The 14,418-nt window shown below is 61.6% G+C and carries 11 protein-coding genes and 2 pseudogenes; 8 read left to right on the forward strand and 5 right to left on the reverse strand.

Annotated features, from left to right (window positions below; all coding sequences use genetic code 11):
* Positions 1-85: 85 nt before the first annotated feature.
* The gene (locus ABIE53_RS29700; protein ID WP_310075208.1) at positions 86-289 is read right to left on the reverse strand and encodes a hypothetical protein; all 204 of its coding nucleotides are present in this window, start codon (positions 287-289) and stop codon (positions 86-88) included.
* Between ABIE53_RS29700 and ABIE53_RS29705 the strand changes: the two are divergent.
* From ABIE53_RS29705 to ABIE53_RS29725, 5 genes and pseudogenes are all read left to right on the forward strand, one after another.
* Positions 257-747 (forward strand): annotated as a pseudogene (locus ABIE53_RS29705) (SDR family oxidoreductase). The gene ABIE53_RS29700 and the pseudogene ABIE53_RS29705 overlap by 33 nt on opposite strands.
* Positions 748-978: 231 nt before the next feature.
* Entirely contained in the window at positions 979-1,881 is a 903-nt protein-coding gene (locus tag ABIE53_RS29710) for a LysR family transcriptional regulator (protein WP_192698941.1), read from the forward strand.
* Positions 1,882-2,053: 172 nt separating this feature from the next.
* Positions 2,054-3,103: an Ldh family oxidoreductase gene (locus ABIE53_RS29715; RefSeq protein WP_107711053.1), complete on the forward strand. Its 1,050-nt coding sequence runs from the start codon at positions 2,054-2,056 to the stop codon at positions 3,101-3,103.
* Between the two features lie 138 nt (positions 3,104-3,241).
* A complete protein-coding gene (locus ABIE53_RS29720) occupies positions 3,242-4,522 on the forward strand; it encodes an MFS transporter (RefSeq protein WP_192698940.1) in 1,281 nt (426 codons plus the stop codon).
* Between the two features lie 45 nt (positions 4,523-4,567).
* Positions 4,568-5,299 carry an ABC transporter substrate-binding protein gene (locus tag ABIE53_RS29725; RefSeq protein WP_192699431.1) on the forward strand — a complete coding sequence of 244 codons (732 nt, stop codon included), beginning with the start codon at positions 4,568-4,570 and terminating at the stop codon, positions 5,297-5,299.
* 122 nt (positions 5,300-5,421) lie between these two features.
* Here ABIE53_RS29725 and ABIE53_RS29730 read toward each other — a convergent pair.
* Together ABIE53_RS29730 and ABIE53_RS29735 are read right to left on the reverse strand one after the other, a co-directional pair.
* Positions 5,422-5,712: pseudogene (locus tag ABIE53_RS29730) on the reverse strand (nuclear transport factor 2 family protein); the annotation flags it as partial.
* 641 nt (positions 5,713-6,353) lie between these two features.
* Entirely contained in the window at positions 6,354-9,089 is a 2,736-nt protein-coding gene (locus tag ABIE53_RS29735; protein ID WP_192698939.1) for an MGH1-like glycoside hydrolase domain-containing protein, read from the reverse strand.
* Between the two features lie 444 nt (positions 9,090-9,533).
* On the opposite strand from ABIE53_RS29735, the gene ABIE53_RS29740 reads away from it, so the two are divergent.
* Positions 9,534-10,094, forward strand: a complete 561-nt coding sequence (locus tag ABIE53_RS29740) for an acyltransferase (protein WP_029970717.1) — start codon at positions 9,534-9,536, stop codon at positions 10,092-10,094.
* A 38-nt stretch (positions 10,095-10,132) separates the two neighbouring features.
* On the opposite strand, the gene ABIE53_RS29745 is transcribed toward ABIE53_RS29740, so the two are convergent.
* Entirely contained in the window at positions 10,133-11,074 is a 942-nt protein-coding gene (locus ABIE53_RS29745; RefSeq protein WP_192698938.1) for a quinone oxidoreductase family protein, read from the reverse strand.
* A 44-nt stretch (positions 11,075-11,118) separates the two neighbouring features.
* Positions 11,119-12,042: a LysR family transcriptional regulator gene (locus ABIE53_RS29750; protein ID WP_006052151.1), complete on the reverse strand. Its 924-nt coding sequence runs from the start codon at positions 12,040-12,042 to the stop codon at positions 11,119-11,121.
* 254 nt (positions 12,043-12,296) lie between these two features.
* Between ABIE53_RS29750 and ABIE53_RS29755 the strand changes: the two genes are divergently transcribed.
* Positions 12,297-12,956 carry a response regulator gene (locus ABIE53_RS29755; RefSeq protein WP_053860654.1) on the forward strand — a complete coding sequence of 220 codons (660 nt, stop codon included), beginning with the start codon at positions 12,297-12,299 and terminating at the stop codon, positions 12,954-12,956.
* A complete protein-coding gene (locus ABIE53_RS29760) occupies positions 12,957-14,393 on the forward strand; it encodes an ATP-binding protein (protein ID WP_192698937.1) in 1,437 nt (478 codons plus the stop codon).
* The last annotated feature ends 25 nt before the right edge of the window (positions 14,394-14,418 follow it).

Genomic DNA, 14,418 nt, shown 5'->3' on the forward strand with positions numbered 1-14,418 from the left:
ATGAAGCTCTCTAAGTCGGTAAGCGTACATCATCGGTTGCGTCATGTGCGTACGCGCCTCATCACGCCGACACAACATGTTCGACTCAGGAATTCGCCTTGCTGCTGCAGTCGCGAATAGCTCGCTCGTCGCCGCCGACTCGTGAGGATGCGGGCCAGGCGTTGTTCACAAGTGACTGGCAGAACGACTCACTGCGAATGTCGCCCGGCAACGCGACCGCCTTGCGTCCCGGCAACAACTGGGTGGCCTCGACATCCTGGTCAACAACGCGGGTCGCCAGCAAAGTCACGATTCGATCCTCGACATCACGACCGAGCAGTTCGACTGGACATTGCGCACCAACCTGTACGCGATGTTCTGGATTACAAAGGCCGCGATTCCGCACATGCCGCCGGGCTCCGCCATCATCAACACCAGTTCGGTGAACGCGTACGAGCCGTCCGCGATCCTGCTCGATTACGCGCTGACAAAAGCGGGAATTGCGAACTTCACGAAAGGCTCGCGAAGCAGATGATCAAGCGAGGCATTCGCGTCAACGCCGTGGCACCCGGTCCGTTCTGCACAGCGCTGCAGGTCACCGGCGGACAGACGCCCGAAAACGTGCAGAAGTTCGGCGAGCAGGTGCCGATGGGTCGCCCTGGGCAGCCCACCGAAATTGCACCGCTTTACATGGAGGTCGCATCCGCGCAGGCGAGCTACGTGACCGGGCAGGTGTTCGGCGCGTCAGGTGGTGCGGGCAATCCCTAGAAGCCGTAGCGGTAACACATTGGCTCGCTTCCTTGCTGACATGACTGCGAGCGCCGGAAGCATCAGCGCAACGACCGTGCGCCACACGCGCTCTTTACTACGGTCCGAGTTGCGTCCCCATCGCGGCGGGCGAAGCGCAAAAGTGGCCGATTCGTGTATCGCACGCGCGAATTGACATCGGGTCCCACGCCACCGACACTAGCCAACTCCTTTCACGGTGTGACCATTGGGATGGACTTCGAGATATCCGACTTGCGCGCCTTTGTCGCTACAGCCGACCTGGGGAGCTTTCGCGCCGCAGCGGACACGCTGCATCTTTCGGCATCAGCGCTATCGCGTCGAATAGAAAAGCTGGAAGAGGCACTAGGCGTCAGGCTTTTCGAGCGAACCACGCGCAAGATGGATTTGACCATCGTCGGCCGCGGATTTCTGGAGCGCGCGTATCGGATCCTCAACGAGGTCGACAACTCGATGCTCGAATTCGACGATCTCGCCCGCAAGATGACGGGCGAACTCACCATTGCGTGCGTGCCTTCGGCTGTACGCTATTTCCTTCCGGAAGCCATTGCGGCCTATCATCAACGCTATCCGGGCATCCGGCTGCGTCTGATCGACGAGCCGTCGTCGATGGTTTTTCTCGCTGTCGCGCGGGGTGAAGCTGATTTCGGGCTAACTTACGTCGGGACACACGAGCCCGATATCGAGTTCACGCCGCTCCTCGACGACCCGTTCGTTCTCGCCTGCCCGCGCAGTCATCCGCTCGCGAAACGCAAAGCTGTCACCTGGGCGGAACTCGCCAACCTCGACTATCTGGCGATCGCACAAGGCAGCGGCAATCGCGCGGTGATAGATGAGGCGCTGGCGGGCGTCGCTGAGCGCCCGAAATGGTTCTGCGAAGTGCGCCATGTGCCCGCTCTCGTGAGCCTGATCGAAGCAGGACTTGGCGTGGGCGTCGTGCCTCGTCTGGCCATGCCTCGCGGGCCACACAAGGTGCTCGCCAGCGTGGCGCTCACCGATCCGCCTATCCGGCGCACACTCGGCGTACTCCAGCGTCGCGGACGCGGCTTGTCTTCCGCCGGACGCTTCTTCCTCCAGTTGCTGACGGAGATGCGCGCATCCGATGCGTTGCAATAGCTTCGCGGCTATCCGGTAGTTTGAATCGATTCGTGCATACGACGCACCAATTGCACGGAAATATGCGTTTGTCACGTGGGTCGCCTTTCCCCGATCATTTGCAAAAAGGAAGCGCTGTCTGTCGCAGCCACCTGATTCGCACTGCTTTTTGATCGAAGGAGACACCCTGTCCATGACGCACCCCACCTCAACGCACGGCATCGTCAGCAAGGCGCAACTGACCGAGCTGACCATCGAAGCACTCTGTGCGCTCGGCCTGAATCGCGCCGACGCTACCGACACCGCCACCATCCTCGTGCTCGCCGACCTGTTTGGCTTGCGCACTCACGGCACGAGTCGAATCGAATCATACGGCTCTCGCCTGCGCATCGGTGGCATCAATCCCACGCCGTCGATCACCGCGCAACAGGTCGGTCCCGCGCTTCACCGACTCGATGGCGACAACGGCATCGGTCCGCTCGTCGGCTATCGCGCGCTCGATCTGGCGATGACGGCGGCGCGCAAACACGGCATCGCGTGCGTGTTCGTTCGGGGCAGCAATCATTTCGGCCCGGTGTCGCCCTATTCGTACCTCGCCGCCAGGCAGGGATTCGCCAGTATCATCGGCAGCAATGCGACGACGACCATCGCGCCGTGGGGGGGCACCGATGCGCGCCTCGGAAACAGTCCCGTCGGCTTCGGCGTTCCGGATCCGGACGGCCATCCGTTCATTCTGGACATGGCGATCAGCGTTGCGGCCCGGGCAAAGATTCGAAACGCGCTCAAGCGCGGTGAACCGATTCCCAGCGATTGGGCGACCGACGCCCAAGGCAAGCCGACCACTGACCCCAAAGCAGCGCTCGACGGCTTCCTGCTGCCGATTGGCGGCCACAAGGGCTACGGCCTCGCGCTGGTCGTTGACCTGTTCGCTGGACTGCTTTCCGGCGCGGCCTATCTGACGCACGTGAAGTCCTGGGAAGACGACCCTGAGCAACCGCAAAATCTCGGCCACTTCTTCATCCTGATCGATACGACCAGGCTCGGCAGTACCGAGTGGCTCGCGAAGCATATGGCCGACTATGCGGCAATCCTGCACGGCTCAAGGCCTGCCGATCCGGATGCGCCCGTGATCGTGCCCGGCGAGATCGAACTCGGCCGTCTGGAACGCCAGATGGCCGAAGGCATCGATATCGGTGCGGCACAACTCGCGATGCTGGAAGCGACCGCACGTCCGCAGCACTGAAGGCCTATTTATCTGCGTAACCCACAACGCCCATACCGCCTCGACCCGCGGCGCGCCGGCGAACAGAAAAGCGACAGGCCGGGCGGCCCAACGGGCGCCCGGCGGTCAAGCACATAGCAAGCTTGAAGGAGACAACAGGTGACAAACATCCGATGGCGCATCGTCCTGCTGCTGTTCATCGCAGGCTTCATCAATTATCTCGACCGCTCGGCGCTGTCCGTCGCCGCGCCCGCCGTCATGCGGGAACTGCATATGTCGCCCGGCAGCCTCGGGCTGTTGTTTTCGACCTTCTTCATCGGCTACGCGGCATTCAATTTCATAGGCGGATGGGCGGCGGACCGCTGGGGCGGCAAGCGCGTCTTTTCAGGCGCAGTCCTGATGTGGTCGTTGCTATGCGGCGCGACCGGCCTCGCCTCCGGCTTTGGGTCGCTGCTGGCAGTGCGCACCTTGTTCGGCATGGCCGAGGGTCCGCTTGCGACAACGATCAACAAGCTCGTGAACAACTGGTTCCCGCATAAGGAATCGGCGACTGCATTCGGCTTTGCGAATTGCGGTCTGCCCTTGGGTGGCGCGGTTGCGGGGCCGGTAGTCGGTCTGCTGACTGCGACTTACGGCTGGCGCGTCGCCTTCGCGGCAATCGCTTGTTTGGGATTGCTCTGGCTGATCTTCTGGCAGTTCATGGCGACGGACAAGCCGCATCAGCATCCGCGCGTATCCGACGACGAGCGTCGGCTTATCGAATCCGACCGCAGCGTCCCGGAAGATCCTTCGGACGTGCAGCGCCTCGGCTTCTACCTCAAGCAGCCGGCCATTCTAGCGGCGATGATTTCGTACTTTGGCTACAGCTACATCCTCTTCTTCTTTCTGACATGGTTTCCGAGCTTTCTGATGATGGACCGTCATTTGAGCCTCAAGAGTATGAGTCTCGCGACGGTACTGCCGTGGTTGCTAGGGTTCATCGGTTATGGCTTGAGCGGTGTGCTGTCGGACTTTATTTTTCGCCGCACGGGCAATGCGTTGCGTGCCCGTAAACGGGTACTGATCGTATGCCTCGGGACTGCGGGAGTTTGCGTTACGCTGGCCGGCGCCGTGACCACGACAGCCAGCGCGCTGCTGCTGATGGCCATTGCCGTGTTCGCGCTATATCTCAGCGGTAGCACCTACTGGGCGCTGATTCAGGACACGATCCCCGGTCCGAGGCTCGGCAGCGTCGGCGGATGCGTGCACGCCATCGCAAACTGCGCAGGGATCGTCGGGCCGGCTGCAACCGGATTTCTCGTCGAGCAAAGTCATACCTTCTTCAGCGCGTTCGTCCTCGCCGGCGGCATTGCGCTTGCCAGCGTGCTCGCCGTGGCAATACTGCTGCGACCGCGTTCGTCGACGAAGCTAAAGTCGAGCAACGCGCGGGTCTGCGGCTGAACACTCATGCTCATCCACGAATTCCAACCTTCTAACACTCTCACCATGAAACCCGACCTATCCGTCATTCGCGCGTTCGCACCTACCGGCAAGCTGCGCGCATCGATCAATCTTGGCAACCCGATTCTCGCGGGCAAGGACACGTCAGGCGCACCGACCGGTGTTTCGGTCGACCTCGCGCGGGCCTTGGCCGCAACCCTCGGGGCGGAGCTCGAACTCATGGTTTGCAATTCGGCGGGCAAGTCTGTCCAGGTGGTCAGCGAGGAACGAGCGGACGTCGGCTTCTTCGCCGTCGACCCACGACGAGGAGAAACCATCGCGTTCACCGAGCCATACGTTTTGATCGAAGGCTACTACCTGGTCCGCGACGCTTCGCCGATTCGCTGCAACGAGGACGTCGATCAGCGCGCCGTCCGCGTGGCCGTCGGCGAGGGAAGCGCTTATGACCTGTTCCTGACTCGCGAGCTCAAGCATGCGCAAATCGTACGCGCGCCGACGTCCCCGACAGTCGTCCAAACCTTCCTGGACCAGGGCCTCGAAGTCGCGGCTGGCGTCAAGCAACAACTCGAGGCAGACGAACGTCAAGCAGGTGGCCTGCGTTTGCTCGATAAGCGATTCATGGTGATCCGTCAGGCAATGGGTTTGCCGAAGAGCCGTGGACCAGCGGCAGCAGATGCATTGAGGGCTTTCGTCGAGGAAGCGAAGGCGTCCGGGCTCGTCGCGCAGTCACTCGCACGCCACGAGATCATCGGCGCGTCAATTGCGCCTGCTGCATAACGGAAGCCACGCAGCAGCCGACCGCCCTCACTTACACATCCGAACCTTCTATCGCGCGGCAGTGAAGTGCACGGCGGTCAACATAACCTGGTAGACGTTGCGTGGGTATCGATCCCGACGGTTCAGAGCCCGCGGCTCGCGTCCGTGTCAGAGGCCCGCGCCAGTGCTTGCGTGTCGATATATTCCCGGATATTCGCCAGCTTGCCATTCCGAACGGTAATGGCGAATACCCAGTCGTCCTTGAACGTCCTGTTCGTCGCTTTGATTTTCCCCGTAGCGACGCCGACGACCAGAACCCGGTCTCCCTGCGCCACGAATTCGGGAGGCTTTGGATAGGTCAGTTCCAGCTCCTCTGAAGCCTTCTGAAGCACTTTCGCCAACCCCGCGTGCCCGCAGTGCGGGCCCGCATCGGGGCATTCCGCAGTTTCCTCCATCGGGCTTACTCGACGTCTGCCGATAGGCGCGGAGGCATTCATGTGCCCGATAGCGGTGCGCGCGGAACCGATACTCGTGGATGTCTAACGTCCGCAAAGGTCATGAAAAATCTAGATGTCTCAGACTCGCTGGTCATCCGGCTGTTGACAACGGTTCTTAGCAACGATTGTCATTGCGCCGGCTTTGCTTGCATATCTTCGATGCGGAGTTCGGATCTCCGCTGCTGGAGGCAACCGCACCCGCGGCTCTACTTTTCAGCAATCCCGTCGTCCGGCGTTGCGAATGCGGTGTATCGATGCTCATGCCGCCGACAATCAGAACGATTAAGGGCTCGGAAACAGCATCCGCAGCGCAGCCCGGGCGAACGGACGTCGGTGGCTCAAAAATGGTTGACGATCGACAATAGCGTTGGGCTGGAAGAGTTCAAGCGGACGCATGGAACACGGGCACTTGGGGAAATCTACAAATTTATGCAATTGCTGTCTAAAGGAACAATTTTTTGCCCAAACCGTCGTGGGAAAATTGTTCTTGAGAGCGCCCGAGCCTTTGTTTAAGGCCCGCTGGTCAGGAACAAATTTCTGCAAACCGGCGACATACCTAGGGCACTTTGGCTCGCTCACTATCCACCGGTCTCTTCTCCGCCCACCTGCCCCCTGACGACTTGCGACATCACGCGTGCACGATCGATTTCCAGCGCGGTCTTCGCGTCGACGCGCCCGAACAGATCGAGCAGCGGCGCGACGAGGCCCGTCCAGCCGGTTTGGTGACTGGCTCCGAGGCCCGCGCCGTTGTCACCGTGGAAGTACTCGTAAAATAGAATCAGGTCGCGCCAGTGAGGATCGTTCTGGAATTTTTCCGTTCCCCCGTAGACCGGTCGTTTGCCTTCCGCATTGCGCAGAAACGTGCCGGTCAGACGACGAACAATCTCCTGCGCCACTTCGAAGAGCGTCATCTGCTGCCCGGAGCCGGTGGGGCATTCGACCTTGAAGTCATCGCCGAAAAAACTGTACAGGTTCACCAGCGCGCGGACGATCAGCAGGTTGACCGGCATCCACACCGGTCCGCGCCAGTTGGAATTGCCGCCGAACATGCCGGTATTCGATTCGGCCGGCAGGTATTGCACTTTGTACTCCTGTCCGCCGACGTTGATCACATAAGGATGTTCCAGGTGATACAGGGAGAGCGAACGGATGCCGTGCGGCCCGAGGAATTCGTTCTCGTCGAGCATATAGCGCAGCACCCGTTCCAGCTTGCGCCTGTTCAGAATGGACAGCAGCCTGCGCTGGTTATAGCCGATGAAGCCCGTGTCGGTCGGGGCAATCTGCGCGATCAATTCGGGGTAGCGTTTGCGAAACTGCGCGATCAGCGCGGCGAGCCTGGGCATGCGCTCGAGAGAGTGCGCCTCGAACACCGTGGACGCGCACAACGGCAGCAGCCCGACCAGCGACCTGATCTTCAGCCGCGTCGTCTTGCCGTCGGGCAGGCGCAGCAGATCATAGAAAAAGCCGTCCTGCTCGTCCCACATCTCGTCTTCGTGTTCGCCGCGTCGGTCCATCGCATAGGCGATCCACATGAAATGCTGAACGAACTTGAAGGCGACCTCCTCGTAGAGCGGGTCGTACTCGGTCAGATTGATCGCCATCTCCAGCATGGTCTGGCAGTAAAACGCCATCCATGCGGTGCCGTCCGCCTGTTCTAGCGCCCCGCCCGTCGGCAGTTCCGCGCTGCGGTCGAACACGCCGATGTTGTCGAGACCGAGAAAGCCGCCGGCGAATACGTTGCGGCCCGAGGGGTCCTTGCGATTGACCCACCAGTTGAAGTTGAGCATCAGCCCCTGAAACGAGCGCTCCAGGAAACGCGGGTCGGCTCGTCCCAGTTCTTTCTCATACTTGTACAGCCACAGCGTGGCGGCGGCGTGCACCGGCGGATTCACATCGCTGAAATTCCACTCGTAGGCGGGAATTTGCCCGCTCGGGTGCACGTACAGGCTGCGCAGCATCAGCAGCAACTGCTCCTTCGCAAAGTCGAAATCGACCTGCGCCAGCGCGATCGTGTGAAAGGCCAGGTCCCAGGCCGCGTACCACGGGTACTCCCACTTGTCCGGCATCGAGATCACGTCGGCGTTCAACATGTGAAACCACTCGGTATTGCGCACATCGCGCCGCGCGGAGTCGAGCAACGGATGGCTGCCATGCTCGCGCAGCCACAGTTCGAGATCGAAGTAATAGTACTGCTTGCCCCAGAGCATGCCTGCCAACGCCTGACGATGCACCCGGCGCTGGTCTTCGGACAGCGATCTGGGCGTAATGCGCTCGTAGAACTCGTTGGCATCGGCGAGGCGGCTATCGAAGATCTGCTCGAAGCCGCCGAAGGCGTCGTCGAGTCTGGATGGCGCAAGGCGCAAGCGGATGGTCGCGCTGCCGCCGCCAGGCACCTCGCAGCAGTAATGGGCCGCTGCCTTGGTTCCGGTTCTCTCCGGATTCACGGCGTCGCGCTGTCCCGAGACAACGTACTCATGGAACGCATCCTTGACATAGCGCGACGCGTTGGACTGATCCCACAGGCGCTGCGTATTGCTTTCGTTTTCGGTGAAAAGCGTCTCTGGTGCGCCTTCGCAGTGAAGCCAGTATTCGCCCAGATCGTGGTGCGCGGCCCGGATGACGCCAGCGCCCGCATCCTGCACGGACGGCTTGCGCTCGTCCTCGCCCCATGACCATGTATTGCGGAACCAGAGTGTCGGCAGAACGCGTAACGGTGCGGTCTCGGGCCCGCGGTTGTGCACGGTAATCCGCACGAGGATATCTTCCGGAGCGGCCTTCGCGTATTCCACGAATACGTCGAAATAGCGGTCATCGTCGAAGATGCCGGTGTCCAGCAGTTCGTATTCCATCTCCTCGCGCGATCTTTGGCGATTCGTCTGGACGAGATCCCGGTACGGATATTCGCGCTGAGGATATTTATAAAGGTACTTCATGTACGAATGCGTGGGCGTGCTGTCGACATAGAAGTAATACTCCTTCACGTCCTCGCCATGATTGCCCTCACTGTTGGTGAGGCCGAACAGGCGCTCCTTCAAGATGGCGTCCTGCCCGTTCCATAGCGCCAGCGCAAAACACAGCCGCTGCTGATCGTCACACAATCCGCCTAGCCCGTCCTCGCCCCATCTGTAGGCGCGTGAACGCGCATGGTCATGGGTGAAGTAGTTCCACGCATCGCCGTTGTCACTGTAGTCCTCACGCACCGTGCCCCACTGCCGCTCGCTGACGTAGGGCCCCCACTTCTTCCACGGCACGTTCGCCTCGCGCGCATCGTTCAGGCGTGCTTGTTCGGCTACATCCACGATTGCAGGGCCCATGTTTTCCTCCGGTACAGGTGAGCCGCGATGTGCTGGTCGTGATGAAACAGAACAGCCAGACCGCTGCTGCTCACGCTACAACCTTCGAACCACCGCCGCCATTGGACCTTAGTCCCATGCGCTCCGAGGAAACCGACGGTAAGCGGCCTTCGTCGAACTGGTCCAGATGCCTGCGCGTAGGTGCGGCTGCGAAGCGCGACGGGCACCTGGTGACACCGCCTGTCGTCGCCCACTCAGCCGCCAACTCAGCCGCCTCCGAAGGCACTGGTATACTCACCTGTTCCGCATATCGATACCGCGAACGGCCGGCTCCATACCGCGGCCTGTCCCGGCGTGAACAAATGAGTCACGTCAGAATCGCATCCCCAAAACGCAACCATCGAAGGCCCGATTTTCCATATCGAGTTCCCTATCGTTGACGCATTACTCGGAGGAGTCAAAGAAATGGACCTCAGAAGTATTTTGAAAAGATCCAGCCTCAAGGGACTCCTTTATTCGCTTGTCAAACCGCGGACCGTCCAATGTACGGGACGACCCATAGTCGACGGATACTTTCCCGATTTCGCCGGCAAAGGACGCGTCACGCTCGGAGAGAATTGTTGCTTTCGCTCGTTTCGTCTTCGGCAGCAATTCACGGTGCTCCAGGATGCCGTACTCGAAGTCGGCGACAACGCACTCTTCAACGACGGTGTCGTTTTATGCGCCGCGAAATCGATCAAGATCGGCCACTCCGTGAAGGTCGCGGACATGGTCTATATCTACGACACGCACTTTCATCAGGTATGTCCGGATGAACCGCTAACCGAGGCATCGGTTTCAATCGGCAACAACGTGTGGATCGGTGCGAACTCGATGGTTCTGGCAGGCGCTTCTATCGGCGACCACAGTGTCATTGCGGCCGGATCGATTGTCACCGGCGCAATTCCTCCCAGGAGCCTCGCCGGCGGCATACCGGCACGCGTGATCAAGACATTCGAAGCGCCTGATGACTGGGTCCGCAGCTAGACTGACGTGGCGCCGCTGCGGCTTTCACAGCGCGGCTTTCACAGGCTCAACACGATGCGCCCCGACGTGCCCGCGTCGACGGCACGGTAAGCCGCGACGGCATCGTCGAGTGCATACGTTCTGGCGATCGCGGGCGGCTGATAACTGCCCTCCTCGAACCCAGCGCGCAAGTCTTCGAGAATCCTGGCGGCCGCGGTGAGGTCTCGCTTGAGCGAATCGACGCCCATTAGCCGGCTTTCATTGTGATAAAAATCGGCCAGGTCAAAGCTCACCTGACGACGATCCGTCGCCGAGATTTCGATCAGACGTCCACGCAATGCGAGCATTTTGACGGCCGTTTCGAACATCGAGCCGCCCACCGTATCGAACACGACGGATGCGCCGCCATCGCTCGCTGCACGCAACTGCGCGACGGTATCGCCGAGGCTGTCGACGGCGGCATCGACATGCGGGTTCATGCGCGCGCCTCGCGTCACGCCAATCACTTTCGCACCAATGCGCCGCGCGATCTGCGCCGCCGCGCCGCCTACGCCGCCCAGCCCGATGATCGCCACCGTGTCCGCGTTCGTGACCTGCGCCGCTTCGACTATCGCGCACCACGCGGTCACGAAGTTGACGCCGATCGCCGCCGCCTGTTCGTGCGACAGGTTGCCCGGCTTGCGACAAAGGCTCGCGACGGGCACCGCGATCTGCTCGACGTGTGTGCCGTCATAGGTAAAGCCGGCATCGCCCGAGCCCCACACTTCCACGCCGAGCCATTCCTGCGGGCCGTCGATCACGATGCCCGAGTAGTCGCGCCCCGGCGTGCGCGGCAGCGTCGTCTGGCTCATTCGGCCGGCGACATTCTTTACGTCGCTCGGATTGATGGATGCCGCCCGCACCTGAACAATTGCGGTGTCTGCACCGGCCGAGGGCGCCGGAACTTCGTCGACGAACAAGACGTCCGGCTGACCGAACTGCGCAAATCTAAGTGCCTTCATGATGACGGGAACGCTCCGATGGATGAGATGCCGTCAATGATGCATCAACGCGGCGGCAACGCCCCAAAAAATCGCTCGACCAGATCCGGTTTGTCGAGCTGAGCGATCCACCACTCCAACGCGCGGCCCATTTTGTCTTCGCGCCACGCGAGATAGCAATTTGTATATTCACGCACGCCCGCGACGCGTCGCGTCACGAGCTTGCCTTCGCTTATCGGGCCTTCCGCCACGCGATCGGGCAACATGCCGACAGCGATACCTTCGCACAGCGCTTCGACCTTGGCTGCGAGCGTGGGCACCACGATCACGCTCTGTCCGTCGTGCCTTGCGACCGATTGAGGCTGCAATTGCCGGGACGTGTCGCTTATCACGACTCCCCTGTATCGTGCGATTGCCGCGCTTTCCAGCGGCTGTGGCAAATCGGCAAGCGGATGGTCGGGCGCAACGACGAACACATGGCGAAGCGTGCCGATCGGCCGGGCTGCAATATTCGATGCATGCGGCGGCTCGCCGAATGCGCCCACCGCGAGATCGGCGCGCTGCGTCACCAGCGCGTCCCATACGCCGCCAAGCACTTCGGTGGAAAGGCGCAACTGCGTCACCATTCCAAGGTCATAAAAAGCACGAACATGCGGCCACAACGAAGCGGACGGCAGAATCGCATCCAGACATATTCGCAACTCGCTTTCCCAGCCGCTCTGTATGCCCTTCGTTTTCGCTTCGAGATGCCGGGCGGCTGCCAGGAGCTGACGCCCTTCATCGATAAGAAAGCGCCCTGCCTCCGTGAGCTTCGCCCGTCTGCCGCTGCGGTCGAAAAGCTCGACCTGCATGTCGCTTTCCAGTTTTTGCACGAGGTACGTTAGCGACGAAGGAACGCGATGCAACGTTTCCGCAGCTTCAGCGAACGTGCCCGTACGGTCGATCGCGTCCAGCACCTCCAGAACTTCAAACGAAATGCTTATCGGCATAGGTATTCATGTGCTCAAGGTCTTGCAGGTAATGTGCAGCCGAATGTCGAGCGCGTTCGTCGCATGCTGCGGGGGCATAAGGTTCGTATCAATACGCGGTCTTTGTCAAGGAAGGCCGTTCAAGCGGGCAAGCAGAATCCATTCGCATACCGGTAATGCATGCGATGCCAGCGCGGTTAAACTGCGGACTCCAGCGCCGCTTTTCCGCGATGCATTGCAATCACTATCACAACACTCAACGGAATTTGCGTCCCATGCGTGTACTACTGGTTGAAGACGACGACCTGATCGGCTGCGGGGTCGAAGCGGGTCTACGTCAGGCGGGTTTCACGGTCGACTGGGCGCGCGACGGCCATAAAGCCGGCCTCGCGCTCGACACCACGAGCTACGCGCTCGTCGTACTCGATCTCGGCCTGCCGCGCGTGTCCGGCATGGATCTGCTCAAGCGAATCCGCGACGCCGGCAACGACGTGCCGGTGCTTGTGCTGACGGCACGCGGCACGGTGGTGGACCGCGTGAGCGGTCTGGAGGCCGGCGCGGACGATTACCTCGGCAAGCCCTTCGACCTCACGGAACTGACGGCCCGTTGCCGCGCCTTGCTGCGCCGCGCGCAGGGCCGCAGCGTCGAGCTGATCCGCTATGGCGATCTCACGGTGAACCCCGCGGCGCAAACGGCCCAGCTTGCCGGCACGCGGGTGCCGCTCACGTCGCGCGAATGGGCAATCCTGCTGCAATTGCTGACCAACCAGGGCATTCCGCAGTCGCGTTCGCGGCTCGAAGAAAGCCTGTATGGCTGGCAGCAGGAAATCGAAAGCAATGCAATCGAGGTGCACATCTCGAACCTTCGCAGAAAGCTTGGCGCAAAGCTCATACGAACCGTGCGCAATATCGGCTACGTGGTGGAGAAAGAGTAAATGAGCGCATCCATTCGCAGGCGGCTCATGCTGCTCGTGCTCGGCAGCATCGCGGCGGTCTGGGCGATTGCGCTTGCGTCGAGTTATCGTGAGGCAACGCACGAAGTCGGCGAATGGGAAGAAGCGCGCCTCGCGGAAGTCGCGCAGGTGCTCGCGCTTCTCGATCGGGCCAACCTCGCCACGCTTGCCAACGCGCACATCGACGTGCGCGAGGAAGAAAGAGGCGGCGCGACCAGTGCGAGCGAGAACGACGACGACGACTCGCTGCCGCGCGACGCGCTCTTTCAGGTGCGCGCGCGCGACGGCGACGTGATTGCCGGCAGCCCTGCCCTGCGCGCGCTCGGTGCATGGGACCTGCCGCTGCCGGCGGTCACGGGCACGCAAGACGTCGTGCTGGACGGTCAGACGTATCACTCGTTCACGCTGCGCGGCACGGCGCTCGGCCACACGGTCCGCGTATTCGAGCAGGCCAATACGCGCAGCGATCTGGTCAGCGGAGTGGCGAGCCGTATCGCGCGCCCTGCCCTGATTGCGCTGCCGGTCCTCGCGTTGCTCGTGTGGTTCAGCATCGGCTGGAGCCTTGCGCCGCTGCGCGTGCTGTCGGATGCAATCCGCTCGCGACATATCAACCGCCTCGAGCCTGTCGAAATCGGCGACGCGCCGACCGAGGTGCGCCCGCTCGTCGACGCGCTCAATCTACTGCTCTCGCGTCTGCACCATTCGCTCGAACGTGAACGCGCGTTTACCGCCGACGCCGCTCACGAACTGAAGACGCCGCTTGCCGCCATCAAAGTCCAGGCACAGGTTGCGCTAGCCGAGCCGGACCCGGCGCGGCAGCGACTCGCGATGGAGCGCGTCGTGCAAGGCGTGGATCGCAGCGCGCGGCTCGCCGAGCAGTTGCTGCTGCTCGCACGTCTGGACATGCATGAAAAACTGTCGAAGGCACCGCTCGCGCCTGGTGCGCTCGCCAAGGATGCCGTGCTGGCGAACGCCGGCAACCTGCAGCAAAAAAACATGCGCGCGATGCTCGACTGCGACATGCAGGCCAAGATCGATGCGGAGCCCGTGCTGATCGGTATCCTGTTCGACAATTTGGTGGACAACGCAATCAAGTACGGCAGCGAGGGCGGCAACATCGAAATTTCGGTCAAGCGCGCGCACGAGCCGCTCGATAATCGCGTTGTCGTGACTGTGCGCGACGACGGCCCCGGTGTGGCCTCGGCAGATGTCGCGCGTCTGACCAGCCGGTTTTTTCGCGCCACCGGCAACCAGGCGACCGGCAGCGGTCTTGGCCTCTCGATTGTCGCGCGCATTGCCGAACACTTTGGCGCGACCGTGCGCTTCGGGCCCGGCTTTGAGAGCCGCGGACTCGCCGTCGAAGTATCGTTTCCCGCCTCTGGCGCCGCGCCTGACGAGCGACTGAAGCCCGCGGCTTAGCGGCGGTTGGTATCGCAGGCGACGC

Origin of the sequence: Paraburkholderia sp. OAS925 (genome assembly GCF_040543975.1) — a bacterium.
Taxonomy (GTDB): Bacteria; Pseudomonadota; Gammaproteobacteria; order Burkholderiales; family Burkholderiaceae; genus Paraburkholderia; species Paraburkholderia graminis.

Coding starts and splice junctions, on each gene's coding strand:
- ABIE53_RS29710 (WP_192698941.1), top strand. CDS start 979: ATGGACTTCGAGATATCCGACTTGCGCGCCTTTGTCGCTACAGCCGAC.
- ABIE53_RS29715 (WP_107711053.1), top strand. CDS start 2,054: ATGACGCACCCCACCTCAACGCACGGCATCGTCAGCAAGGCGCAACTG.
- ABIE53_RS29725 (WP_192699431.1), top strand. CDS start 4,568: ATGAAACCCGACCTATCCGTCATTCGCGCGTTCGCACCTACCGGCAAG.
- ABIE53_RS29735 (WP_192698939.1), bottom strand. CDS start 9,089: ATGGGCCCTGCAATCGTGGATGTAGCCGAACAAGCACGCCTGAACGAT.
- ABIE53_RS29740 (WP_029970717.1), top strand. CDS start 9,534: ATGGACCTCAGAAGTATTTTGAAAAGATCCAGCCTCAAGGGACTCCTT.
- ABIE53_RS29745 (WP_192698938.1), bottom strand. CDS start 11,074: ATGAAGGCACTTAGATTTGCGCAGTTCGGTCAGCCGGACGTCTTGTTC.
- ABIE53_RS29750 (WP_006052151.1), bottom strand. CDS start 12,042: ATGCCGATAAGCATTTCGTTTGAAGTTCTGGAGGTGCTGGACGCGATC.
- ABIE53_RS29755 (WP_053860654.1), top strand. CDS start 12,297: ATGCGTGTACTACTGGTTGAAGACGACGACCTGATCGGCTGCGGGGTC.
- ABIE53_RS29760 (WP_192698937.1), top strand. CDS start 12,957: ATGAGCGCATCCATTCGCAGGCGGCTCATGCTGCTCGTGCTCGGCAGC.